Below are 24915 nucleotides of genomic sequence, written 5' to 3'. Positions count from 1 at the left end.
GATACCTGACAAGTCGGCATCAATTACTTATAATAAGGGGAGGAGGTATTTGCCATGTGGTTTTTCTTCGCACTTTTATCAGCTATCTTTGCAGCCTTAACGTCAATTTTAGCCAAGATCGGGATTGAGGGAGTTCCATCCAGTCTAGCAACCGCTATTCGTACGGTCGTTGTCATTCTTATGGCCTGGGCCATGGTTTTCTTGACCAATAGTCAGACCGAAATTGTCAACATCAGTAAAAAAAGTTGGCTCTTTCTCATCTTATCTGGCTTGGCCACTGGCGCCTCCTGGCTCTGCTACTACAAGGCCCTACAGATGGGCAATGCGACTGAGGTATCTGCTGTCGATAAATTCAGTCTCGTCATTACCCTCGTTCTAGCCTTTTTCTTCCTACAGGATGTCCTGACGTTTAAAACAATTATTGGCTGTATCCTGATTACGATTGGGACCTTGGTGATGATATTGTAATAAAAAGTGAGATGAACACCATCTCACTCTTTTTATTCTTAAAATCCATTATGGTCGCTGAGTTCCTTGAACCAATGGCCTGATTTTTTTAGACGACGTTCCTGTGTTTCCAAGTCAAGCTCAACCAAACCGTAACGATTTTTATAGCTGTTGAGCCATGACCAGCAGTCAATAAAGGTCCATATTAAGTATCCTTTACAGTTGGCTCCATCTTCAATCGCACGGTGAAGTTCACGAAGATGTCCTTTGACAAAGTCAATACGGTAATCATCTTGAATCATCCCATCTTGACGGAATTTTTCTTCCCCTTCAACACCCATGCCGTTTTCGGTCAGCATCCACTCAATATTAGCATAATTTTCCTTGATATTTTGAGCGATATGGTAAATTCCCTGCTCGTAGATTTCCCAACCGCGGTGAGGATTGATTTTACGGCCAGGCATGACGTAAGGTTCGTAGAAATGCTCTGGCAAAAGCGGGCTATCAGGATGCTTAGCAAAACGAGGTGCCATAACACGCAAAGGTTGGTAATAGTTAACTCCAAGGAAGTCCACTGTATGCTCCCGAATAAGGTCCAACTCTTCAACAGTATACTCTGGCAGCAAATCATGCTCAGCTAAAATCTCTACTAACTCTTCTGGATAAGCTCCCAAGACAGACGGATCTAGGAAAGATTGGGCTTGGAAGAGATCCGCAATGCGAGCAGCCTTGACATCTGCGGGATGCTGGCTACGTGGATAGGCTGGTGTCAAGTTGAGGACAATCCCAATCTTGGAATCAGGCAAAACTTCATGACAGGCCTTAACCGCAAGACTACTAGCCAGTTGTGTGTGATAGGCAACCTTAACCGCCGCTTTGGCATCTACCTTATGAGGATAGTGGGCATCGTAAAAATAGCCAAACTCTACGGGAACGATGGGCTCATTAAAGGTAATCCATTGGTCCACCAAGTCACCGTAGGTCTCAAAACAGAAACGCGCATAGTCTTCATAAGCCTTGACAGTTTCCTTATTTTCCCAACCATCGCCGTCTTCTTGGAGAGCAAATGGCAGGTCGAAGTGATAGAGATTGACTAAGAGACGAATCCCCTTGGCCTTAATAGCCTCAAAAACCTGACGGTAGAAAGCCACACCTTGAGGATTGACCTCTCCACGGCCTTGCGGGAAAAGTCGAGACCACTGGATAGAAGTGCGAAAGGCCGTATGACCTGTTTCTACTAGAAGCTCAATATCCTTTTCCCAGTTTTCGTAAAAAGTCGATGTTTTGTCAGGTCCAATTCCATTGTAGTAGCGATTAGGCTCTACTTGGTACCAATAATCCCAGAGATTGTCTCCCTTTCCGTCACCTGCTACTCGTCCTTCTGTCTGCGGTCCAGAAGTCGAGGAACCCCAGACAAAATCCTTTGGAAATTTTAGCATACTTATACCTCTTAACTTGATTATGTATTCTTCACTCCCATTATATAGAAAAAACAAGGTAAAAACTAGTTACATTTTTGCCTTGTTTTTCTTCTGATTATAGTTTTTATTTTTTGCTTAGGATTTCAAGTGTTTCGAGCAAGTTGTCTGCGTGAACTTCAATGGTGTCACCAGTCGCCTTGATCTTAACTTCTACGATACCATCAGCTGCTTTCTTCCCAACAGTGATACGGATTGGAAGACCAATCAAGTCGCTATCGCTGAATTTAACCCCGACACGTTCGTTACGGTCATCCGTCAAGACTTCGTAACCAGCTCCCATCAAGCTTGCTTCAAGCTTTTCTGTCAAGGCTTGCGCTTCTTCATCTTTAACATTGACAGTAATCAAATGCACATCAAATGGTGCCAATTCTTTAGGGAAGTTAACTCCCCAAGCATAACGGTATTCCCCTTTAGGCGTTTTGTTGACAAAGAGGCGAGCGTGTTGCTCCATAACGGCTGAAAGGAGACGGCTAACACCAATACCGTAACATCCCATGATGATTGGCACAGCACGACCATTTTCATCCAAAACATCTGCACCCATACTTGCTGAGTAGCGAGTTCCGAGTTTGAAAATATGACCGATCTCGATACCACGCGCAAAGTTTAGGACACCTTGTCCGTCTGGAGAGATTTCACCCTCACGCACTTCGCGGATATCCACATATTCTGCAGTAAAGTCACGACCTGGGTTCACACCCGTCAAGTGGTAACCATCTTCGTTGGCCCCCACAACAGCATTGCGAACATCTTGTACCTTACGGTCTGCAATGATTTTCACATTCTCTGGCAAACCAACTGGACCAAGAGAACCAAAGCCTGCTGGGATAACATTTGCTACTTCTTCCTCGCTCGCAACATCAAAGAAATCTGCTCCCAAGTGGTTTTTCAACTTAACTTCATTGAGTTGGTCATTTCCAACTAGAAGGGCTACAACAAGTTCTCCATCTGCCATGTAGAAGAGAGTTTTAATCGTTTGCTCTTCTGGCACATTAAGGAAGGCTGCAACTTCATCGATGGATTTAACACCTGGAGTTTCCACTCGAATCACTTCTTCTTCCGCAACGACACGGTTGCTTGGTTTGTACTCGTTTGTTGCCATTTCTAAGTTAGCTGCATAGCTAGACTCAGTTGAGTAGGCGATGGTGTCTTCACCAGAAACCATCCATTTGAGCAATTCTGCCTTGATTTCTTCTTGCACTTCCGCAGGAATTTCATCAAATGAGGCAACTGACTTGTCTAAGACAACCCAGCGGTCGAGGTCTGTACGGGCTGGTGTGATGGCCATAAATTCTTGGCTATCCTTACCACCCATGGCGCCACCATCACCGATGATGGCCTTGAAGTCCAAACCACTACGAGTGAAGATACGTTCATAGGCTGCCTTGTACTCGTCATAAGTCACATCCAAACTATCGTAATTAGCATGGAAACTATAGCCGTCTTTCATGATAAATTCACGCGTACGGAGAAGTCCGTTACGTGGACGTTTTTCATCACGGTATTTCGGTTGGATTTGGTAAAGGTTGAGTGGCAATTGCTTGTAAGATTTCACAGAGTCACGAACAATAGCTGTAAAAGTTTCTTCGTGTGTCGGACCTAAGATAAAGTCTGACTTTTCACGGTTTTTCAGTTTATAAAGGTCTTCACCATAGGTTTCATAACGACCTGATTCACGCCAAAGATCAGCACTGAGAAGTGCAGGAGCCAACATCTCCACCGCACCAATCTTATCAAACTCTTGGCGCATGATATTCTTAGCCTTTTCAATCACACGGTTAGCGAGTGGTAGGTAAGAATATACACCGGCAGAAACTTGACGAACATAACCAGCACGCAACATAAGGGCGTGGCTGATAACTTGAGCATCGCTTGGCATTTCGCGAAGCGTTGGGATTAGCATTTTACTTTGTTTCATAATATTCCTCGATTATCTAAAAGAAGAGTCGCATAATGTCATTCCAGGTCACAGCTAGCATCAAGACAACCATGATAACTACACCAGCCATGGTGACATAGGTTTCAATTTCTTGTTTAAGGGGTTTCCGGCGGATAGCCTCTAGGATATTGAGCACAATCTTTCCACCATCCAAAGCCGGGATCGGAATCAAGTTAAAAATCCCGATATTGATGGAAATCATAGCTAGGAAATAGAGGACATTCTCAAGACCATTTTTAGCAGCATCGCTACTTGCCTTAAAAATGGCAACGGGACCACCGAGTTTGTTCAAATCTGGATGGAAAATCAAGTTTTTCAGAGCCGAAAGAATGCGAAGTCCTGAGTCAGCAGCAGTTGTAAATCCACCAACAAACATGGATAGAAGGTCTGATTTGACTCCCGGTTGAACCCCAAGAATATAACGTCCTTGATTTTCTTCTGGCGTCACAGTAACTTGCTTTTCACTACCATTTTCAGAAATGGTCACATCCAAGGTCGGGGCTGTCTTGTCCTTGGTATCTGCTTCCACAGCCTGAGTCAAGTCTTGCCAATTTTTAACCTCATGCGAGCCGACCTTGGTAATTTGGGCGGTTTCAGCCACACCCACCTTAGCCAAAGCTCCCTCTGGCATGACATGAAAGAGATTGGTCTGAGTATCTCTAACACCACCCTGCAAAAAGATCAAGATCCAAAAAACAACAACACCTAAGATAAAGTTATTCATAGGACCTGCAAAGTTGGTGATGAGCTTCCCCCAGATAGAAGCATTTTGATACTGTACATCCAAAGGAGCGATGCGCACTTCGGTTCCGTCTTCTTCAACAACCGTTGCATCATGATCCACTGTAAAAGTCTTTTCTTCTTCCAGGACCAAACCCTTGATAAAGAGCTTGTCTTCAAAGTCAAACTGGGTTACCTGCATAGGAAGAGCTGTTTGATCCAGTTTCTTCCCTGAGAGGTTGATCCGTTTGACCTTACCATCATCAGCAAGTGTTAAACTGACTGGAGTTCCTGTCTTGATTTCTGTCGCATCATCACCCCAGCCTGCCATACGAACATAGCCTCCTAGAGGAAGGATTCGAATGGTATAAGCCGTGCCATCCTTACCGATATGGGAAAAAATCTTGGGCCCCATACCAATGGCAAATTCACGAACTAAAATGCCTGATTTCTTGGCAAAATAAAAATGTCCAAACTCATGCACCACCACAATAATCCCAAAAACGAGGATAAAGGTTAGCAATCCAATCATTCAATATTCCTTTCTTTAAAACAGGCCAAATAAGTGCATCATTGGAAACACAATCAGCATACTGTCAAAGCGATCCAACACACCGCCATGTCCAGGGATAAATTTGCCAGAATCCTTGACACCGAAATGGCGTTTCATGGCACTTTCAATCAAGTCACCAAACTGACCGGCCACACTGAAGAAGGCTGCAAAGAGACTCATTCTATAAATCCCATAAGGAAGAGCAACTGTGCTGTCCACTAGCATGAAGATTACCGTTATCAGTACCGCACCTAGAATACCACCGACAAAGCCCTCAATACTCTTATTAGGAGAAACTCTTGGTGCCAACTTATGTTTACCAAAATTCATCCCTGTCAGGTAGGCTGCGCTATCTGTCGCCCAAACGATAAAAAGGGCCAAAAGTACCTTGTCAAAACCTGCCACCCGAGCATCTAGTAAGGCATTGAAGCCAAAACCAACATAAAAACTCACAGCAATTGGAAAAGCGGCATCTTCAATCGTATAGTTTTTACTGAAAACGGTTGTCCCTAGCATTATGGTAATCAAAACACTATAGGCAACTACATTCCCATCAACAGGCAAAAATGTTAGGTAATTTTCTAAAGGAACTGTGAGAGCGAAGGTCGCAAAAAGAGTCAAAGCGCCCTCAATGGTCATAGTCTTTAGCCCCTTCATGTGCAAGAGTTCATGGACGCCTAGCATTGCTAACAAACCAATCCCTATCTGCAACAAGAGCCCTCCCGCAAACAAGACTGGAAGGAAAATTGCCAGGGCCAATACCGCAAACAATGTTCTCTTTTGTAAATCCTTGGTCATATCTTCTCCTAAACTCCTCCAAAACGGCGATTGCGATGGTTAAAAGCAGCAATAGCTTCCTGCAAGGCGGCTTCATCAAAATCAGGCCACAAGGTATCCGTAAAATAAAGCTCGCTATAGGCTGCTTGCCATGGCAAGAAATTACTCAAACGCAACTCGCCACTCGTACGGATAATCAAGTCCGGATCTCGCAAATCCTTTGGCAGGTGTTGTGTGAAAAGATAGTCCCCAATCATATCTTCTGTGATGTCACCAGGGTTGATTTTAGCATCTAAAACATCTTGAGCCAAGCTCTTAAGAGCCTGCGTAATTTCAGCACGACCACCGTAGTTAAGCGCAAAATTGAGAATCAAGCCCGTATTGTTCTTGGTCAACTCCTCTGCTTTTTTCAAAGCTTCAAAAGTCGGCTTAGGCAAACGGTTTGTCTCCCCAATCATCTGAATCTTAACATTATTTGCGTGCAATTCAGGGACATAGTTGTCATAAAACTCAACGGGCAAGTTCATGATAAACTTGACTTCTTGATCTGGGCGTGTCCAATTTTCCGTTGAAAAGGCATAAACCGTGATGACCTTGACTCCCATCTTGTTAGCTGCCTTGGTCACCTTTTGGAGGGCTTCCATCCCCGCCTTATGACCAAAAACCCGTGGTTGCATCCGTTTTTTAGCCCAACGACCATTCCCATCCATGATGATGCCAATATGAGCAGGAACCTGTGTTGGAACCTCGACTTCTACAGCTTTATCTTTCTTAAAAAATCCAAACATGTTCTTATTCCTATTCAAAAATCTATCGTTTCATTATACCATATTTCCCTATTTTCTTCTATTGCTAAGTTATTAGCTCTCCTTACAGACAAAAAATAAGCCGCCTGATTGGGCGACTTAGTTTTATAGGGAGATTATTATGAAAAAGTTTTAGGAGTTTAAGTTAAGTTCCTCTTAACTTATGAACCTAGTATACCGTCACTAACTTAAATTTTTCTTAAGTTTTTTGAAAAAGTAAGATTTTTCCATTTTTCTTGCCAATTTTTCTTGGACAAGCGTTCTTGATAGAGCTTCATTCGATCTTCATTCTCTAAAAAATGAGGAGTTGGGGAAATCTGAAAGTTCAAAATATCCTCTAAACCATAGGGGACAAAGAGCTCCAAAGTTGCGTCGGCATGCAAGCGGAGTCCTATCGCCGTACAGCGTTCCGGATATTTACTCATGGCATCACGGGAACTCGTGTAAGGCGCTGTGTGGGAACTGTGCAGATGCATATAGACCTGATTTTTCAACTCCCACTGATACTGAGGAAAATCCTCTCTCAGTTTTTTCTCTAGGGACACTGTTTCCTCATAAGAAACATCTGGATCAAAGAAAATCACATCCACGTCCGTTTCATGATCAAAAGGCGATTTGTCTGACAAGAGATTCCAGATGAAATTCCTGACAGAACCTGCTGCCAACCACGAGTCTTTCAGATCAAAATCACGAATGATGGTCAGAATGGTCATCATATCTGGATTTTCTCTGAAAGCATCTAGAATTTCTTGTTCATTTTTCATTGTATTCATACCCTAAATGCTCATATGCCTTAGCTGTCGCCACCCGTCCAGAACGAGTTCGCATGATGAAACCTTTCTGAATCAGGTAAGGTTCGTACATATCTTCGACCGTCTCGCGTTCTTCTGCTATATTAACAGAAAGGGTTCCCAGTCCTACAGGACCACCACCATACATCTCAATCATGGTGCGAAGGATTTTTTGGTCCACATAGTCCAAACCTTCATGGTCTACATCTAACATGGTCAAAGCCTTATCGGTAATGACATCATCGATAACCCCATTTCCCATAATCTGGGCAAAGTCGCGCACGCGCTTGAGGAGACGATTGGCGATACGAGGAGTTCCTCGACTACGTAAGGCCAACTCCGAAGCTGCCTCATGAGTGATTTCCATCTCAAAAATATCTGCTGTCCGCTCAACAATCTCTGTCAAGTCAGCACGGGCATAGTATTCCATATGACCTGTAATTCCAAAACGTGCCCGCAGAGGATTTGAGAGCATCCCCGCACGTGTCGTCGCACCAATCAAGGTAAAAGGTGGCAAGTCCAAATGAACACTGCGACTGCCCTCTCCAGCCCCAATCATGATGTCAATGTAGAAGTCCTCCATGGCACTATAAAGCACCTCTTCCACCGACATAGGCAAGCGATGAATCTCATCAATAAAGAGAACGTCTCCAGGCTCCAAATCATTCAAAATCGCTACCAGATCCCCCGCTTTTTCAATGACAGGACCTGATGTTTGCTTGAGATTGACACCCAATTCATTGGCAATAACAAAAGCCATGGTCGTTTTCCCCAAACCTGGAGGACCAAATAAAAGAACATGGTCCAGCGCCTCATCACGCATTTTTGCTGCCTCAATAAAGATTTGCAGCTGGTCCTTGACCTTATCCTGCCCAATATATTCACGTAAATACTGAGGACGGAGGGTACGTTCTACCAACTCCTCATCCCCCATGATTTCATTATCTAAAATTCTACTCATGGCTCTATTATATCAAAAATCCAAGCCACAAACAAAAAAGCCACCTGATTGGGTGGCCTCTTTAGGGAGATTATTATGAAAAAGGTAAAATAAAATCTTATTAAATCAACACTCTTGGAGGGTGTCCCCTCCAACTCCCCGACCTCTGGACAAGGTCTATTTTTTTGAAAAAAGTTAAAAAACTTCATCAAAACTATTGACATTATACAACTTTAGTTGTATAATGTATACATAAGGTTAAGGAGGAAACCTTAGACAAGGAAACTAGTAGAAAGGAAAACAAAATGTTTAAGTTCAAAAAGAAGCCACTCAAAGTAAAAACAAATAAGCTAGTAGTCAAAATAAACTTATTTATAATCAGCTTTGAATGGCACATCGAATTTGGATAGTGAGAAATCACTATCCACCCCTTCGGGGGTGTACTTAAATTATAACAGGAAAAACAATGAAAGTAAATCTAAAAATTAGAAAAACCACCAAGCGTGAAAAACTTGAATTTATTATTGGACTTTTTCTACTCCTATTTGCAGTTTGGTATTTTATGAGGTAATATATGTCAGTAGATATTAAAGCTATCCGCTGGCTTTTAGACAACGCCACAGCCTATGCTATCAGCAAAAACTGTGGCGTATCTATTCAGGCAGTAGATAAGTATAAAAACGGTGTATCAGATATTATGAACATGCGTTTAAAACACGCTATCAGCATGACTTCTTACGCCCATACACTACAAGAAAAACAGTGAGTACCATCACTGTTTTTTTCTATTTTGAGCAAACAAAAAGCCGCAGGCGATAGCTTGCGGTTGGTGTAATCTAATTTGATCCATTCTCATCTATCCACCGTTGAATTTTTTCAGCAGTATCGATTGTGAAATTTTTAAACTCACGCTCTCCTTTTCGCAATCGAGTAACTGCTGAGCGCGAAATGCCTAACTCTTTTTCAAAGAGATTGGCAGGGATGGTCTCGTCCATCAAGGCCATCTCTACCTTCTTCGTGTCAATTTTCATCTAGCTACCTCTTAATAGCTTACTTCATGCACATAGTTCCTTTTTTGTAACCTGCTCTATAAGATGGTAGAGTTACTTCCCCAGAAATATTAATCCAGCATCCGTGGTCTTCGCTGTACTCATAAGGATAGCAAGTTACTTCTGAATTATTCGAGTCTTTGGTTACTCCGCGGATAACTTTACCATTTTCTACGTAAACATCTTCCTCATGAACCTTGTGCCATCCATCTTTAATTTGTGCCATTTTATTTTACCTTGAGGGCTTTTGCTCTCCCTTTCTTTATCTTGATTATATTATAGCATGAGTGTTGACTTATGTCAACAAGAAACACAAAGAAATTTAAAGATTTTTTATTTTAGAAAGTACTTTCAGAGCAAACAAAAAACCGCAAGCCTGAGCCTGCGGTTTTAGTGTAATCTATTTGAAAGCCTTTCTGTTTTATTTTTCTTATTTTGGTTTGTCAACGACGGTCACAAGACCATCTGGTTCAGTTTTGAATGCTGGATCTGTGTGAAGTTCACCATTTGCTTTTAGATAGTACCAGCCATCGCCAGACTTGATAAATTGCTTAGATAGCATATAGCCATCTTTTTCTTCCATGAAATACCAGGTTTCACGGTATTTCACCCAACCAGTGGCCATGCGCCCGTCTGACTTGAAGTAATACCAGCGGTTATTAAGGAACATCCACCCTGTGACCATTGCGCCACGCTTGTCGAGGTAGAACCAGTCTTTTCCATCATTGAACCATCGATTGATTAAGCAGTAGCCACGTTCGTCAAATCGGAACCATTCGTTGTTGATTTGTTTCCAGCGGTTTGTAGGATAAGAGCCATCTGACTCCTCCCACCACCAGCCGGTGCCATTTTGTTTCCAACTAGCTTCAGATAGACCGCCTTCGATGTCTTTCTTGAATTGCTCACGACTGATGCCCCATTTGGCCAAATAAGGATAAGGGTCAACGTGGTCAGAGTAGTTTCGAGGTTGATTATATGTACAGTATTGATGTGTCTTGATACCTGCTAGACTGTCAGAGTCCAGCGTTTTAGGAATACCTGCTTCATCAGCAAGGTTCCGCAAAAGCTCAACGTAGAGCTTGTAATCGCGCATGAATTCTTCCTTTGTTTCATGACTTTCAATAAGCTCAACTTGGCCGTATCCTTCAACGTTCCAGCCACCTCCTACGTCGTAAGCCCCCATGTCTGTATACCAGGTCTGCATCACACGGCTGTTACCTACAACGTGTGAGAAAAATCCTGAATCAACAGGACGGCGCATGTGGTAGTCTGCTTCATTTTGTGCCGTCGAGTTCGGGTTCCCTGTTGAGTGCGCATGAATTTGTCTGTATGGTTGTTCCCCAACTTGTGGAAGGTCAGTTCTCAGTCTACTTGTATCGATATCCATACTTATTCCCCTTTCCAGGCTTCGTTCATTTGCTTGACCGCTGATTCGACAAATGTGTCTAAGTCTTTATCAGTCATGCTGATATTGTATTTTGTAAGTTCAGCACGGATTTTAGTGCGTGCTTGTTCCAGCTTTTCTTCGCCTTTGTATCCAGTTTCAGAAGCGACCTGTTCAACGGCATTGACCGCATTTTTGGCCAAGATTTCTACAATTTTGATGGTCTTTTCTCCGCCTTTTTTGATGAGAAAATCTTTAATCGCTTTTACTGCGATGCCTGCGAGGATAGTCAAGACTCCAGTAGCTGATGCTACGATAATTTCAGTAATTTGTTGCATGTGTTATTCTCCTTTTTCGATTTCTTCCATGCGGTCGTTCATGCGGACCATTTCTTTTTGAATGTCTCCGACCGTATGAGTGATTGTGGTCAATTCTGTAGTGGTTTTTTCAAGATGAGTCATCAAACGCTCTTCTCGTTTGTTAGAGTCGGCTTTTGATTGCTCATGCAGATCCATAATCTTCTTCTCTCGCTTATCCGAAGTCTTGATAAGATATCGAATGATGATAAAGAAGAGTAGGATAAACAAAATCGCCCAAGCAACCTGGCTTTGAGCGATTTTTTCAGCTTCTTCAATCGGCATACAACCTCCTTCTAATCAATACGTGGCATGACAACCGTCAAAATGCCCTTCTGCAACATTTCAGCAAGAGGTTGTTCTTTCCAAGTGTACCCTTCAGATGGTTGCATTTGGAATTTCAGGATTGTTTGTGTTTCCTTCGGCCATTTTGGATTCGTATCATACGGATAAGGCATCGATACGATATCACCATTCACATAACGACGGTCTTTAACAAGGGGCTTGATGAACTGCGCAACCTTACTATATGTGTTCGTTGGCATACCACCATTCTGGCCAATCGCAAGCGCAATGAGAACTTCAGTAATAGCTGAGACGCTATCGATGTTCTCTTTATTTACAGAAAGGTCCGTTTTAGCTTTTGCCAAAGATTGAACGGCTTGTTCAATCTCTGCTTGTGCCTTCACGATTGCAGAGCCTGGATCTAGTTCAGCCTTGATGATATCCAGCACCGCTTGAATCAAGACGTCCTCTTGCTCAGTCGTGCGGTCTCCTGCAAGCTCACGCAGGTTCGTACTGTAACGAGTCCCATCTGACAGACGGATTTCAACCACGGTCTTGAGGTTATCCCCAAGGCCACGAGTGTAAGGCTTTCCTGCCAATTCATAATTGTTAATTGCCATTTGTCATTTGTCCTTTCACTTCTTCAAATTTTGCTTTGAGTTCTTCGTCAGACTCGATGATTTTCTTCATCTGCTCAAGTTCGATTGTAGCGGTCGTATAAAGAGACTCGTAGGTTGCTGCCTGAATAGCTTCTTTTGAGATTTTATCGGCTAGCGAGTTGATCGTTAGTTTAGGAATTTGTTCATTCATGTTATTTTTTTCAACCTTTCTACTTTTTGATTGAGTTCTTGAATTGCCTTAATTAAATAAGGCACCAATTCAAATGTTCTATATGAGTATGCACCATCTGGATTCTCGTAGAAAGCTTCTGGGACGTACTTCTGGACATCCTGCGCCATGATACCGCAGGCGATGTCTTCTATTTTGCCATCGTATTCTTTACGATAACTATACGTTTTCAAGTTATTGATAACAGCTAGCCCAGAAACTGTACTAGCTTCGATATTGTGCTTATATCGACGGTCTGAGATTTCCTTATTCATCGGTATCCAGTCGTATCTTTCGTAGTTATCGTATAAATATAAATATCCGTTGTTTGATGCAATTTTTTTGTAGTTGTAAGAATATATCCAGTGCCCCAACGAACCATTATTGATAAATTTTATGTTACCGCTAACCTGAAGATCTCCATGCACAATCGGTTCATTCCAAAAATGAGCTGTATTATAGCAGTGCATTTCACCAGTGTTTTTTACGAACCATGCTTTATTTCCTGGCTTATTCCAATTGTCTCCCCAATTAACCCAAAGAGAGGTTTGATTGTATCTTCCTTTTCCAGAAGAAAGACCAACATCAAAATTATTCTGTCCTGTTAGCCAGTAAGTTGACGGATCCTTATCATGTGTACCGATTTGGAATCCACCAATCTTACCTTTGAAACCTTCAAATAAAGTCGCAGATACTACGACTGACCTCAATTTGTTGATGAAGGCTTCTTTAGCCGCAAGCGTATCCGTGAAGATATCGCTTGAAACGAACATCCGAGCCATCGCTTGGTCCATAATCAGCTTATCGGCTGTGATGGTCTTTGAACCAATAATCTCAGCATTCAGTTTAGCGAAATTACCCTCACCAACGAATAAACGCTTGAAGTAACCATCAATAGCCGTTAATTCGTCAAGCAAAGTCTTACCCTTGAGCCTAATTTTCTCGGCTTCAATCAGGATTTGATTGTTAGTTGCATTGATTTGCGAAACAATTGAACCTGCGCTGGTCAGGTTTTGAATTGCCCATGAGCCAGCAAGTTGATTTTGAACTGTACGAACAGCTTCGTCTGTATCTTCGAGCGCTAGCGTGAATGGTGTCGCATTGTTTCCAGTTTCAAGTTTTACCTCTGAAATGTAAAGGTTGATTGACTTGCCTTGTTGTCCGTACAACATCAAATTAATTTCGTCAACATCAACTGGTAACTCATAATTAAAATTAAGTTTTTTATAAATGGATGAAGTTATGTCGCCATTTGGGATCTCCTTCCATTCCTGTGATTTTATTGCACCGTCTTTCCTATAATGTAAACCAACATTTAGGCCGGAAAAAGTATTGTATCCATCTTTTGAAACCAAAAAAGAAAGAGTGATTTTGTCGGATTTTTTTAGATCAATTTTGAATGTCTGTTGCAATCCAAAATAACGAGCATTGATAGTTGTACCATAAATGTGCACGCCTGATTTATTTCGATTTTGTGATGAATGTTCATAATTGAAATTCAAGCCTGAAACGTTCGTTTCTCTCCAATTTTTCGACTTATCTCTGAAATCAGCATTCCTCACATAATTTCGTCCATCTCCGACATTTTTAGCCACCTCAACCTGGAACAGTTGGCTAGTCATGGCCATGCGTGAAACTTTTTCAGCGATGTCAGACTCGCTACTGCCGATAATGCGTTCATAGAGCTGATTGGTTTCTCTCACTCGTTGAAATTCGACGAGGTCAGCCTTATTATCAAGTTGTCGTCTCACTTGCTCACTTATTTGCTTCGCTTCCTGTGCAAGTTGGGTACTTGCGCCAGCGTTTTTCAAAGCTTCATCAGCTCTACGCTTGACTTCTTGTAATGGGCCATTGTCAAAGTTGCTGAAGCGCTGGTCGATTGTCTCTGTCAGACTTTTCTTGACCTCTTCGGCTTTTGCTTTGGCCAGTTCAATACCGTCAGAAATTTCCTGTCTAAGTAATCCAGCTTTATGTTCAAAGTCTAAGTCAGCATTTTGAAGAGCCTTTTCAAGGGCGATTTCTTGTGCAGATTCTGTTACTCCAAGGATGGCATCCGCTGCGCTAGATAAGCCACCAGATGTTCTAGAACCACCAGTTCCTGCCTTATCATCAAAAGTAAGAGAGATATATTCTTCCTTCAAAGCGTCGAACTCATAAGCAATAGCTTTCTTGAATGCATCGACATTGTGCTTCCAGCTCTTGAGATTGACCGTATCCCCCATGTGAACAACTTGCCCATCAAGTTCATAGGCTTCAATCTTGATAGCATCAGAGACCTTGTCAATGCCTTGATTTGTAAATTTAGCCTGTGCCCACTTCTGCAACTCTTCAACGCTCTTTGCGTTGTTGTTCTCATACTCTTTTTCATTGACATAAGGGTATGAGTTGATAAGAGGACTATCAACAGTCACTCTGATAGTCGTTTCCTTTTCAGCGCCTTCAGGCTTAAACGTCGATTTAGCATGGATTCTTGTGACAACATTCTGACTGTTTTTTGTGCGTTGGTAGTCCTTCAGATTTTTGTGCGTTGTAATAACAACACCACGATTCTCGCCACGACTCTTCTTGACAGTCAGAGCGAAATTGTCACGAACCAGCTCGCCTTCCCATGTACCAACAATGCTGTGCTTACCGTCCAGCAATACAGAGTACAGAGTTTCTGTTTCAGTCGTATTGAAGGTCCTACGGTCCTGGATATCGCTATTGAAAGAAAAATCTCCCAAAGCGGTTTTGGTGTTTTGAACCATGCGAGAAAGAGCCATGCCACAGCTCTGACTAGTCACACTTACTGGTGTGATAGAACGTTGCATCACATCGTCTGAAATGTGATAGGCTGTGATTTCCAGATGATCATTGTGTTCAACAGGTTTCTTGATGCGAAATAGCTGCGCACCAAGAACAGGAGTCGGCGCTTTTATCAACATATCTTCTTGGATGAGCTGATAAATACCAGAGTCAGAAATAGGATATTTCATAGTTAGGGTGAAATCGCCATTCATGGTCTCTTTCACAATCGCTGAAGTCGCTTCATGAAGTGGCTCTCCGTTCCAACGAACGGTTCTCACATCTTTATTAAGTAGATAAAGCAATTATGCCCACCCCCAAACCGTTTCGATTTCAAGTGATTGAATACCTTGTCCCAAAACAACCCCAACATTCTTCACTTTCGCTGGATCAACTGTTATAAAATCTCCTGACCATTTCACTGGCTTCCCTGTTGTCGTTTTAAAACTAGGATTGTCAGGATTATTGACCATCACAAGCGACTCAGTGAGTCGTTCAAGACGGATGACCTGACCAGCGATTGTAAACGAAGTCTCAGCAGCACTCTGGCCACTGATTGTGATTTTAGGAAAAGCAAGAGCAGAACCTTGCACGGTTAAAGTTCCACTTCTTGTCAATCTCTGTGTATCAGTGGCTTTGAAGTATTTGGTAGGGTGACAAGTAAAGGTTGCTTTGGTCATATAAAGACCAGGTTGTACTTCTTCAAGGTCGCTCACATTGACCTTATAGCACCAGAGACGAGTTGTTTTGACTCGCTCGCTCTCTAACCAGAACTTCTCGCGGATAAACAGACTCATAAATTGGTTCATCTGCTCTTCGGTCGGTTTGACTAAGTAAATCGTATAAGATTTCTTGATCAGTTCCCTGTGCTTGTTCGTCTGAACAATTGCCCCACTGATACCACCATGCTCCAAGAGAGCTGTCTTGCTCTCTCCTAGAGCGATTGAAGGAGGGTCATGAATAATGACCTTAAAAGGAAAAGACGATGTTCTCACACCGTCAATCACAAGCTCATTATGTTTTACCATGCAACCCCTCCTCTCAATTGTGTCCTACGTTGCAATTCGTCAGCAATGCGCTGAGCCACCTCATCAGCAATCCGACTGATGTCAGCTTCTTCTCTGACAGTGTTACCAGTAATAGTAATGTTGATGGTCGGTGAAGTTCCACCCATAGTCTGAGCGATGCCCCGACCGATGGCTCCAAGCGTTTTGTCGTTAAGTGGTAATACTGCCTCATTTCCAGCTTCACCACCAACCATAATGTTATTGCCGTTCATTCCAAAGATAGTTGGTTTCGTCATGATACCGCCTTTGGCATACCATTCGATTCCAATACTTGGAACACCTTGACTCAACCAATCTAATGGATTGGCCGAACCACTCACATAAAAGTGAGGTAGTGGAATGTGTGGCCAGCTGATGTTGAAGTTAAACAATCCTTTGATGGCTTCAATAGCTGAAGATACAGCGTCTTTTGCCCCATTGATAGCGCCTGAAATGGTACTCTTGATACCTTCCCAAACACTTGATACTGTGCCAGATATAGCATTTAACACATTTGATACAGTATCCTTGATGCCGTTCCAGACATTTGAGACAGTTCCTGAAATGCCGTTGAGGATATTTGAAATGTAGCTCTGGATAGCTGAGAAAATGGTCTGAACAATGCTTTGAATAGCTTGCCATACAGTTGAAAATACTCCCTTGATGGTTTCCCAAGCACCTGACCAATCACCAGTGATGATCTGCATAACTGCTTGGATAACACCAAGAACAACATTGATTGCAGTCTCAACAACGGTCTTGATGATTTCCCAAGCTGTTGTAACGATCAGTTGAATGTTGTCCCAGCCAGCTTGGAGCAAGGGGCCAAGTATATCCAGTATTGTACTGATGACCGTATAAATGGCATTCCAGACGGTCTCAGCACTTGTCCTGATAAGTTCCTGGTTCTCCGTCCACCAAGCCACAACCGTCCCGAATATACTCATGATGAAATCAGAGATTTCTGAAACAACTGTATTGATAACGGCTAGTATAGCATTCCAGATAGTCGTGACCGCTTCTCTGAAGCCTTCGTTAGTTTCCCAAAGGTATTTCACAATTGCAACAATCGCTGCTATGGCCACTACAACTCCTGAAATAATTCCAATGATTGGTAATGCTGCTGCAATCATTGCGCCAAATGAGGACATAAACACAGCTTGCAGGGTTAAGAATATGGGGGCTAAGGCTCCTACAATTGTCAAAACCACACCTAAGATGACAATGAAATCTTTTACTGGATCAGGTAAGGAATTAAACAGCTCAGCTACACCTTTCACAATCGTTGCCAAGGTTTGGAAAACAGGGATCATCATTTCCAGAAGAGGTTGACCAATAGCAGATAATGCATTGGTCCCAGCTTGTTTCAGATTCCCCATCACGTTTTCTAGGCCGTCTGATTCTCTTGCAGCCTGTCCAAGAGCTCCTGAGAGTTTATTTCCGTCTTCGACCATCTGAAGCAATGTCAATTGCTTCTGCGCTTCGCTCAAGTCCTTGAATGACTTTCCGTACAATTTATTTGCAGCTGCATTCCTAGTTGTCTCTGTCGCAGAGATTCCAAGAGCGGCATCGTTAGCAAAGTTTCCCTTCAAAAAAGATTGTAAGCTCTCTGTCACGCTCTCAATAGATTTGTCATAGAAGGCTGCACCGTCTGCTGCTGCCCTAGTTGCACGAGAAGTAAGATCCAAAGCTTCTGCTGTATCCAATCCTGAAGTTTTGGCAAATGAAGCCATCTGAGTGAATGATCCTTGCAATCGCTCTGGGACAATATCCATTTCCTGACCAATAGCATTCAACGCTTCTCTTGCTTGGGTTTCCATATCTCCGAAAACGGTAGTAAATTGAGCATTACTAGCTTGCATTTGAGCAGCTGCTTCTAACGCTTCTTTTCCTACTTCCACAAGTTTTTCTGAAATAGCACTCAACTTCTCACTAAACTGTTGAAGTAGTTCTGCTCTTAAATTTCTTGAGATTTCACTTAAACTTTCTTGAGTGCTATCAGCAGCAGACTTTGTTCCCTTCATCTCATCATTGAGATGATTAAAAGCAGTCTTAGCCTGATTTAGCTCAGCTTCCATCTTGTTAGCTTGTGTGGAGTTCTCACCAAATTCTTTTTTAGTGATTTCCAATTGCTGTTCTAGATTTGAAATCTGTTTACTTACAATCTCAGACTGGGCACCAATCTTTTTCTGAGCAAGAGCATTTCTCTCAGCTTCGCTAGCATTTGAACCTAAAGCACTTTCTTGCAGTTTGAATGAGCTTGTCACCTTAGTCATCTCTGAAGCAAGTTGACTCTGTTCATTCTGCAATTCTTTCAGTTGCGTTTGGTTGCTTTTAGTTGCATTCCCATTCTCAGCAAGCGCCTGGTTCACATTTGCAAGCTTACCCTCATATCCTTTTAGGACGTTTTGAGTAACTTCGACTTCGCGTTGAAAGGCACGGTACTGATCAGCACCGATATCACCATTTTTGAACTGCTGTTCCACCTGAGACTGAGCTTGTCTCAAGGTTTCCAGTTTCTCCTTGGTCGTCGAAACTTGCTTTTGTAAGACCTCTTGTTTCTGAGTCAGGAGCGTTACGTTCCCTGTATCAAATTTCAAGGCCTTGTCAATCTGTCTCAACTCCTGACTTGCATCAGTAGCGGCCTTATTGACATTTTTCAGCGCCTTCTGCAAGGGTTGCGTGTCGCCATCGATTTCAATTTTGATACCTTTGATATTTCCTGCCATATTTCCTCCTTTCTCAAAAAAATAGAAAAGCGCTGAGAGAACTTCTACGACTGATAATGCAGTCAGGGCAAGGAACTTGACCTCAGAATCACTCTCTCAGCACTCATTTTTTCTTTAAAAACTGTCAAAATCAGCTTGCGTGGCTTTCCGTTCGCCACCCTTATCCTCACTCCGTAAATTCACATAATCCGTCTGATAATCCAGAGCCATTCCGATTGAGATGTGCTTTAGATCATCGATAGACAGACCAGTTTCTTTACAGCAAGATAGATAGGATTCTACTGTGAAGATTTCTTCGCTAGCTGATTCTGACTCATCTGGTGCTTTTTTGTCGTCATGCTCGCATTTAGCATTTCCATCAGCACAGGTCCAACTTCCTGAATCGGGAAGATTTCCATTTCCATGAAGAATTGTTCATAAGGCTTGATTTGAGGATTTGCAGATTTAGCAAAGGTCCAAAAAAGACGGTTGAAAAAGGTCATATCAAAATCTGACAACATCGAAATATCAATATTAGTCGCTGTCAATTCCTTGTCGGTTTCCAGCTTGTTCAATTCATTCATGAATGATTGATTTTTCAACATCGAGAACAAATCTTGAAAATAATCTTTTCCAAATTGTTGTTTGTAGGCGATAGGAGTATAGCCGTTGGTCCCCAACTCATACTCCTGATCACCGACCAAAACGATTTTACGCATATGTCTTCTCCTTAACCTGTCACCGCAGTAGGTTCATACACTTTCTTGAACCAGTTGTCATACGCATCCTTGTCATCAGCTGATGTGATAGAACGCTTGACAACTGTATCCAATGGACGCGGGCTAGCTTTGAAACTAAGTTCACGTTCGTTGGTTGATGTCCCGTTCTTAGTTTTTGAGCCAAGAGATGGGCGACTGGCAAAACAGTAGTACATCACATAGCGAGTCTTGTTTTTGTCACCTTCAAACTGGAACATCATTGCGAACTCTGTCAAGCTCGCATCTGCTTTTTCAGTCATAACGCCAGTTTGAGGATCCTTGATTTCACCAAGAATTTTTGTTGCAAATTCATCGATGATATGTGGAATTTTAAGTTTACCTTCATAGCCTTCATTTGAATTCATGAAATGGTAATCCTTGTTGTCTGCTTTGATAGGGGTTGTTTCCCCTTTGGTATCAAGTGTCAGCTCCATCGCTCCGGGAAAACGAAAAACATCGCCGTAAGTGATAACTCCATCTTCTGCAAGTGTTTTGACAGGTGCGATATGTACGTTTTCTAGGCCAAAGGTTACTTTATTTTCTTGAGTCATTTCATTCCTCCTTAGTATAGATAGACCGTATAAGACTTGACATAGAGTCTTTCAGCCTCGATAAATGTTTCTTCTTGAACATCGAAAAAGAGCTCGTGGGTTGTCCACAGCTCTTCCAGACGTTCTTCCAAATCTTCATCCTTCTGCTCAAAAGCTAGCTCTACTGTAACGCTCTTAATTTGATGATTAACCGTGTTGTCAGCTGCATTGATGGCTGGACTAGATTCATAATAGACCAGGTAAGGTAGGTCAGGAGCATTCCCAATTTTAAACGCTCGATAAGTGACAGGCAAGTTTGCCTGTTCCAAAATAACAGCAAAGTCTGATAGCTTCATTTCCCAATCTCCTTGATACGCTTCTCAAAGTTCTGAATTGCTTTTTCTTCAGCTGGCTTGATGTGGACGATACCAGCGACACGACCACCATTTCTTGAAAGGTGTCCGTTCTCAAGTATGTGAGTAAGACTTGCAACTGCGTTGAAGACAACAAAAGAGCCATTGGCCAACTTCTTCTTTTTCCAACTTCTACGATACTTTCCGTACCGTTTAGGACTTGTCTCTTTCAACTCATCCACAGTCTCATCAGCCACCTGCTCTGCAATCTTATCCACTTCTTCAGTAACCTCGTCAGAGTAAGCTGCAAGCTCTTTCGCTATCAAATCAGCAAGGTCATTGCTCATTTCAATACCTCTGATAAAGTCAACTCTAAAATTTCAGAATCGATAGGATAGGTTTTTAAGATGCGATATTGCTTGCCTTCAAACTTCGCAAACTCCTGATTCTCATACTCAAAATTTCGAATCTCAACGACCAAGCTCGGTTTTAGACCTGCCTGATTTGCTTGATAAAATTCAGAGCGAGTAACCTTCTTTTTACGACACAACAGAGTAACTTCAACATCTTTAGAGATTGGTTGTAGTAACTTGTCCTTACCTGTTACTTTTTTAGAGATCAGTTTGATTTCATGATTCCACATTCTTGACCTCTTTCTTTGATGCTATCTGTAAATTATGCAGTCGCCATTGAAGGTGACGTGGCATATCCACCCCACCCTCATAGCGATAAGCAGCATAGTCAACGATAAACATTTCATGGTCAGCACGCTCACCAACAAGCTCGATACCGAGGTTATCGGTCAATTCAGTGATGACACTTGAAATGATTTTTTTTAACGGCTTGTCTCTCAAGTCGGTTGAAATCCCCAACTTAAGCTTCAGCAATTCTAAAAGCTGACCTTGGTCCATGTTTACTCCTCAACTTCCTTAGCAGGCTCTTCAGCAGTTTCCTCAACTGTTTCTTCCTGTTCAACTGCGGGCTCTTCTTTCACTTCTTTGGTTTCAGGAGCTGGCTTTTTAGGTTCATCATCTCCCAAAACCTCAAGGAAGATAGAGCCAGCAGTGTTAGCACCAGTCAAAAGGCCATTGGTAAAGCTATCTGTGGGCTCATATCCTTCGCGAGGAAAGATATCGCCAACAGCATAGTCATGTTTTTCAGGATCAGACAAGTCCTTGAAAGGACGAATTACTTTATAGCTCATACGCTACCTCCTTAAGATACTGCGTCAGTGTAGGTTCCGAATACCCCCGCATCTTCATCTGTCTTCTGGATATCAAAACGAAGGTATGATGCAAGGTTCTTACCAAATTTATGATTATCTTCCCAATTCACGGTCAATTCCATACGGTCAAACAATGTAAGGAAGTATTCGACATCACCGATGAAGAATTTCATTTCACCTTCTTGACCTAGTAGTGTATCCTCAACTGGATAAATTGTTTTACCTGAGAATGAATATCCAGTTGGTGAAGTGATGTCGGACTGCATCATGTAACGGCCATCTTTGTCCTTAATCTTATCCAGTGCATTGAACATGGTATCTGTAACAACAAGTGATTTTTTGTAGACAGATGAAATTTTAGTGTTTAAAATGTCCTTGATTCCATCAAGTCCACTAGCGTTTACAACTTTTGCGGATTTCATAACATCCGCAACAATTGCCAATTTTGTTTGTTCGTCTTGGTCTTGGATATCTTCTTGAAGGATTCCAATGAGATCGTATTGCGCATCTTCAATAGCTTCACGAGAGATAGGAAGTTCCCCACGATAAGTCTTGATTTTGTAATCAACTTCCGTGATTTTTGTTTTTCCTAATTCTGGATTTTCTTCAAGTTCTCCAACTTCAGTCATTTTGCGATTTGATTTCTTCATGACTGGATAAGAACCAGATCCACTTGTTACTTTTACAACATGGATTAGGTTAAGTAAAGGGTTCTGACGTTCAGGTGTTTTTTGTGGTTCCAAAACCTCTTTCGGAATGATCGCTCCTACATCTGTTGTTTTAACACCTGCGCGTTTTTGTCCACGAGAGCGGATGAATTCTAGTACTGCTTCACGTTGTTCCAATTTTTGTCCTCCACGATGTTCTTTGCTTGGGTAAGTCGGGGCTTTGCGATTCAATTCTTCAACTTGATTTTTCAAATCTTCGATTTCTTTTTCAAGTTGTTCTTTTTCTGCTTCCTTTTCATCCAATTCTTTCTGGATTTCTTCAAGGTTCTTTTCAACTGCTGAAACTTCTTCATCAGTTCCAGCTTGTTCCAATTTAGCAGCTTCAAGTTCTGAGCGCTTGTTCAATTCTTTGATTGATTCTTCAAGCTCTACCACTTTGTCTGCTTTGTTGCGCATACGAGCGCCTAAAATCAATGATTTGTGCATAGGTTAAATTTCTCCTTAATTTCTTTCTTGCGCTTGTCCAGCGCTTCACGATTGGCACGTTGTTGAGTTTCAAAGTCTTTCTGTCGTGCAGCAATTTCCGTTTGTGGATAAGCTGGGAAAGTACATGGACTCACTTCAAAGATTTCTAATTCCAAGATAGTGTCCAGGTACGAACCATCTGCTTGCTCTTCCGTATTGATTTTGATTGGGATGAAGCCAAAACTACATCCAATCACATCACCACGCTGAACACGAGCATAGGCCCCAACAGCTTGCGGATCATCTTTGTTGATGATGATATCACCGTAAAGTCCGATTTCATCAACTCCCAAAATGACTGTTCCGTTACCAGTACGACCAAGCACCAAACTATCATCATGGTTAAATAATGCCCTGATGTCAGCTCCTTTGATGGCTTTTTCAACACCCTCACGTTTGATTACCTCAAAGTAGCCTGGCCATAGTTCAGTAACTTCATCAAACTTGATGAAGTACCCACTCAAAATCAAATCACCGCTGTCGGCTTCTTCTCGTGTTTTGAATTGAGCGGTACGATAACTATTCCGTTTCTTCATTCTCTTCCTCACCCCCTTTCAGTTTTTTCTGGTCCCCAAGTCTATCTTGTGGGATATAGTTTTCAAGAGCAAGGAGCTCATCCATATCAGGATCAGGTGGCATTCCAAGCCAATCCCTCCACTCGTTTCGACGCATTGCCATACTTTTAGTCATCTGTTCAGCAACTGAAGATAACTCTGTAATGTCATACGAATAAAGCGAGCGAGCATTAAGTTTGAAATACCGATTATTTGAAACGAGTAAGTCTCTCGTTAAGGTCTGAGTGATCGTCGTAGCAATGCTCATGACCGTAGTATTGACAAAGTTGTTGTATTCTTCTTTATCAAAGCTACCAACTCCCAAAATAAAAGCTGGCACTCCCAAAAGCCCAGCAACTGTTTTCTTGTCAATTTCAACAGATTCATTGATAGCAATATCTTTCAAACTTAATGGCTTGACCTGTTCAACCTCTAGCAAGGCATCAGGAATAATCCACGGCTCACCAGCTTGACTAGTGCTAAGATATTTCTTAGCGACCTGGTCACGTCCCTCTTGTGTTCCTAATTCCCCACTAGAAGCATCAACCTTAACAATCAAGCTAGGAACATTTTTACCACTCATAAAGCCCTTTTTGATTTGGGTAGCAAGGTTTAAATTCCTAACAATATCCCTCAGAGCAAGCCTGTACCCAGTCCCTACAAATGGATTGTCTGGATCAGGATTGATTACAAAGTGCACGATTTCGCTTGGGTTGTAGTCGATACCACGATAATTCACGATATAACCAATATCGTCACTCTTGAATGATACTTCACTCATAGAGAATGGTCTCAGGTTCAAAATGTAATCATTCACAGGATCATATTCGACATGAAGAACCGAATTCCCATCACCAAATAGCAACAGGTCGCGCACAATCTTGAAAATCCAAGTTTTGCGAGTCATATTGTCGCATGGATTCACATCAATCTTGCGAGCCAGTCCGTCTTTTATTCGGATATCGCCTTTGTCGGTATTCTCCATCAAATGAATGGTCATATTTGATACCATGTCAGCAATCTTATTGACCGCAGCAATCACATCAGGATTTCGAGCCAAAGGCACATAGCTATCACCGTCAATATAAAGCCCAAAATCTGAATGAGTGATAACATTCGTTCCGCTTCGACTCTTACCACGTTTCAAAAACCTATCTAAAAGCCCCATCTTTACTCACCTCCTTTCTAGCGAAAAGTATTTTGAAAAAGTGAATCAAAGTGTTTATTTCTTACTATATTCTGACTGACATCAACTATTTGTTTATCCCAGTTAACTGTTTCAGCCCTCAAATCTTTCGTATAGCTTTGACGAACGATTACTTCTTCACCGTTTAAAATTACTTTAACTCGCCCTTTATTAATTAGCACATTAATTTCATGTTCTGATAAAACTATTTCATTCATAAGT

General features: G+C 42.1%; 30 protein-coding genes. 2 read left to right on the top strand and 28 right to left on the bottom strand.

The features are described from left to right. The first annotated feature begins 54 nt into the window (after window positions 1-54). Window positions 55-468 (top strand): EamA family transporter, encoded by a 414-nt coding sequence (locus HMPREF8578_RS05885; RefSeq protein ID WP_000264212.1) that lies wholly within the window; start codon window positions 55-57, stop codon window positions 466-468. Between the two features lie 38 nt (window positions 469-506). Here the strand turns inward: HMPREF8578_RS05885 and HMPREF8578_RS05880 are convergent, their stop codons facing one another. The 7 genes from HMPREF8578_RS05880 to ruvB all read right to left on the bottom strand — a co-directional run bounded on the left by HMPREF8578_RS05880 (window position 507) and on the right by ruvB (window position 8475). Beyond that, entirely contained in the window at window positions 507-1886 is a 1380-nt protein-coding gene (locus HMPREF8578_RS05880; protein WP_000911343.1) for a glycoside hydrolase family 1 protein, read from the bottom strand. A gap of 106 nt (window positions 1887-1992) precedes the next feature. Then, a complete protein-coding gene (locus HMPREF8578_RS05875; protein WP_000814029.1) occupies window positions 1993-3846 on the bottom strand; it encodes a proline--tRNA ligase in 1854 nt (617 codons plus the stop codon). A 16-nt stretch (window positions 3847-3862) separates the two neighbouring features. Then, window positions 3863-5119, bottom strand: a complete 1257-nt coding sequence (gene rseP / locus HMPREF8578_RS05870; RefSeq protein WP_000579744.1) for an RIP metalloprotease RseP — start codon at window positions 5117-5119, stop codon at window positions 3863-3865. A 15-nt stretch (window positions 5120-5134) separates the two neighbouring features. After that, the gene (locus tag HMPREF8578_RS05865) at window positions 5135-5938 is read right to left on the bottom strand and encodes a phosphatidate cytidylyltransferase (protein WP_000159119.1); all 804 of its coding nucleotides are present in this window, start codon (window positions 5936-5938) and stop codon (window positions 5135-5137) included. Window positions 5939-5946: 8 nt separating this feature from the next. Then, on the bottom strand, window positions 5947-6705 hold the full coding sequence (locus tag HMPREF8578_RS05860; protein WP_000466711.1) for an isoprenyl transferase: 759 nt from the start codon (window positions 6703-6705) through the stop codon (window positions 5947-5949). Window positions 6706-6911: 206 nt separating this feature from the next. After that, a complete protein-coding gene (locus HMPREF8578_RS05855; protein WP_001094979.1) occupies window positions 6912-7496 on the bottom strand; it encodes a nucleotidyltransferase family protein in 585 nt (194 codons plus the stop codon). Beyond that, window positions 7477-8475, bottom strand: a complete 999-nt coding sequence (gene ruvB, locus HMPREF8578_RS05850) for a Holliday junction branch migration DNA helicase RuvB (protein WP_000086806.1) — start codon at window positions 8473-8475, stop codon at window positions 7477-7479. Before ruvB ends, HMPREF8578_RS05855 begins: the two co-directional genes overlap by 20 nt. Before the next feature lie 553 nt (window positions 8476-9028). Between ruvB and HMPREF8578_RS05840 the strand changes: the two genes are divergently transcribed. Next, window positions 9029-9220: a hypothetical protein gene (locus HMPREF8578_RS05840; RefSeq protein ID WP_000109864.1), complete on the top strand. Its 192-nt coding sequence runs from the start codon at window positions 9029-9031 to the stop codon at window positions 9218-9220. A gap of 70 nt (window positions 9221-9290) precedes the next feature. Here HMPREF8578_RS05840 and HMPREF8578_RS05835 read toward each other — a convergent pair whose 3' ends face one another. From HMPREF8578_RS05835 to HMPREF8578_RS05735, 21 genes are all read right to left on the bottom strand, one after another. Beyond that, window positions 9291-9485: a hypothetical protein gene (locus HMPREF8578_RS05835; protein WP_000687293.1), complete on the bottom strand. Its 195-nt coding sequence runs from the start codon at window positions 9483-9485 to the stop codon at window positions 9291-9293. Window positions 9486-9504: 19 nt separating this feature from the next. Beyond that, window positions 9505-9729: a hypothetical protein gene (locus tag HMPREF8578_RS05830; RefSeq protein WP_000057238.1), complete on the bottom strand. Its 225-nt coding sequence runs from the start codon at window positions 9727-9729 to the stop codon at window positions 9505-9507. A 204-nt stretch (window positions 9730-9933) separates the two neighbouring features. After that, the gene (locus HMPREF8578_RS05825) at window positions 9934-10890 is read right to left on the bottom strand and encodes an N-acetylmuramoyl-L-alanine amidase family protein (RefSeq protein WP_000350522.1); all 957 of its coding nucleotides are present in this window, start codon (window positions 10888-10890) and stop codon (window positions 9934-9936) included. Between the two features lie 2 nt (window positions 10891-10892). Continuing rightward, on the bottom strand, window positions 10893-11225 hold the full coding sequence (locus HMPREF8578_RS05820; RefSeq protein ID WP_001186247.1) for a phage holin: 333 nt from the start codon (window positions 11223-11225) through the stop codon (window positions 10893-10895). A gap of 3 nt (window positions 11226-11228) precedes the next feature. Then, a complete protein-coding gene (locus HMPREF8578_RS05815) occupies window positions 11229-11528 on the bottom strand; it encodes a hypothetical protein (RefSeq protein ID WP_002892931.1) in 300 nt (99 codons plus the stop codon). Between the two features lie 11 nt (window positions 11529-11539). Next, entirely contained in the window at window positions 11540-12148 is a 609-nt protein-coding gene (locus HMPREF8578_RS05810) for a hypothetical protein (RefSeq protein WP_000996832.1), read from the bottom strand. Then, on the bottom strand, window positions 12138-12338 hold the full coding sequence (locus tag HMPREF8578_RS05805) for a hypothetical protein (protein ID WP_001005283.1): 201 nt from the start codon (window positions 12336-12338) through the stop codon (window positions 12138-12140). The genes HMPREF8578_RS05810 and HMPREF8578_RS05805 overlap by 11 nt, the downstream gene beginning before the upstream one ends. Next, window positions 12335-15445 carry a phage tail spike protein gene (locus tag HMPREF8578_RS05800; RefSeq protein WP_002892928.1) on the bottom strand — a complete coding sequence of 1037 codons (3111 nt, stop codon included), beginning with the start codon at window positions 15443-15445 and terminating at the stop codon, window positions 12335-12337. The genes HMPREF8578_RS05805 and HMPREF8578_RS05800 overlap by 4 nt, the downstream gene beginning before the upstream one ends. Beyond that, window positions 15446-16168, bottom strand: coding sequence for a hypothetical protein (locus HMPREF8578_RS05795; protein ID WP_000238545.1), 723 nt, complete (start codon window positions 16166-16168; stop codon window positions 15446-15448). It lies immediately after the preceding gene. After that, window positions 16162-18915, bottom strand: coding sequence for a hypothetical protein (locus HMPREF8578_RS05790; protein ID WP_000918320.1), 2754 nt, complete (start codon window positions 18913-18915; stop codon window positions 16162-16164). Before HMPREF8578_RS05790 ends, HMPREF8578_RS05795 begins: the two co-directional genes overlap by 7 nt. A gap of 278 nt (window positions 18916-19193) precedes the next feature. Next, window positions 19194-19613 (bottom strand): hypothetical protein, encoded by a 420-nt coding sequence (locus HMPREF8578_RS05785; protein ID WP_001227147.1) that lies wholly within the window; start codon window positions 19611-19613, stop codon window positions 19194-19196. Window positions 19614-19624: 11 nt separating this feature from the next. Next, window positions 19625-20203, bottom strand: a complete 579-nt coding sequence (locus HMPREF8578_RS05780; RefSeq protein ID WP_000191280.1) for a major tail protein — start codon at window positions 20201-20203, stop codon at window positions 19625-19627. An 11-nt stretch (window positions 20204-20214) separates the two neighbouring features. Continuing rightward, complete coding sequence (locus HMPREF8578_RS05775) at window positions 20215-20538, bottom strand: hypothetical protein (protein ID WP_000777008.1); 324 nt, start codon at window positions 20536-20538, stop codon at window positions 20215-20217. Beyond that, the gene (locus HMPREF8578_RS05770) at window positions 20535-20882 is read right to left on the bottom strand and encodes an HK97 gp10 family phage protein (protein WP_000063884.1); all 348 of its coding nucleotides are present in this window, start codon (window positions 20880-20882) and stop codon (window positions 20535-20537) included. Before HMPREF8578_RS05770 ends, HMPREF8578_RS05775 begins: the two co-directional genes overlap by 4 nt. Next, on the bottom strand, window positions 20879-21178 hold the full coding sequence (locus tag HMPREF8578_RS05765; protein WP_000267057.1) for a phage head closure protein: 300 nt from the start codon (window positions 21176-21178) through the stop codon (window positions 20879-20881). The genes HMPREF8578_RS05770 and HMPREF8578_RS05765 overlap by 4 nt, the downstream gene beginning before the upstream one ends. Further along, window positions 21165-21446, bottom strand: coding sequence for a phage head-tail connector protein (locus HMPREF8578_RS05760; RefSeq protein ID WP_000371962.1), 282 nt, complete (start codon window positions 21444-21446; stop codon window positions 21165-21167). Before HMPREF8578_RS05760 ends, HMPREF8578_RS05765 begins: the two co-directional genes overlap by 14 nt. Before the next feature lie 2 nt (window positions 21447-21448). After that, on the bottom strand, window positions 21449-21739 hold the full coding sequence (locus tag HMPREF8578_RS05755; RefSeq protein ID WP_000120769.1) for a hypothetical protein: 291 nt from the start codon (window positions 21737-21739) through the stop codon (window positions 21449-21451). Window positions 21740-21750: 11 nt separating this feature from the next. Next, window positions 21751-22914, bottom strand: a complete 1164-nt coding sequence (locus tag HMPREF8578_RS05750; RefSeq protein WP_000549605.1) for a phage major capsid protein — start codon at window positions 22912-22914, stop codon at window positions 21751-21753. Beyond that, complete coding sequence (locus HMPREF8578_RS05745; RefSeq protein ID WP_000747163.1) at window positions 22899-23489, bottom strand: HK97 family phage prohead protease; 591 nt, start codon at window positions 23487-23489, stop codon at window positions 22899-22901. Before HMPREF8578_RS05745 ends, HMPREF8578_RS05750 begins: the two co-directional genes overlap by 16 nt. Then, complete coding sequence (locus tag HMPREF8578_RS05740) at window positions 23473-24675, bottom strand: phage portal protein (protein ID WP_000523691.1); 1203 nt, start codon at window positions 24673-24675, stop codon at window positions 23473-23475. Before HMPREF8578_RS05740 ends, HMPREF8578_RS05745 begins: the two co-directional genes overlap by 17 nt. A gap of 17 nt (window positions 24676-24692) precedes the next feature. Next, on the bottom strand, window positions 24693-24911 hold the full coding sequence (locus tag HMPREF8578_RS05735) for a hypothetical protein (RefSeq protein WP_001002924.1): 219 nt from the start codon (window positions 24909-24911) through the stop codon (window positions 24693-24695). Window positions 24912-24915: the final 4 nt, after the last annotated feature.

This window comes from Streptococcus oralis ATCC 49296 (genome assembly GCF_000185265.1).
Taxonomy (GTDB): Bacteria; Bacillota; Bacilli; order Lactobacillales; family Streptococcaceae; genus Streptococcus; species Streptococcus oralis_BC.
The sequence above is the reverse complement of the archived record's forward strand: the minus strand, read 5'-3'. Positions and strand labels throughout refer to the sequence as shown.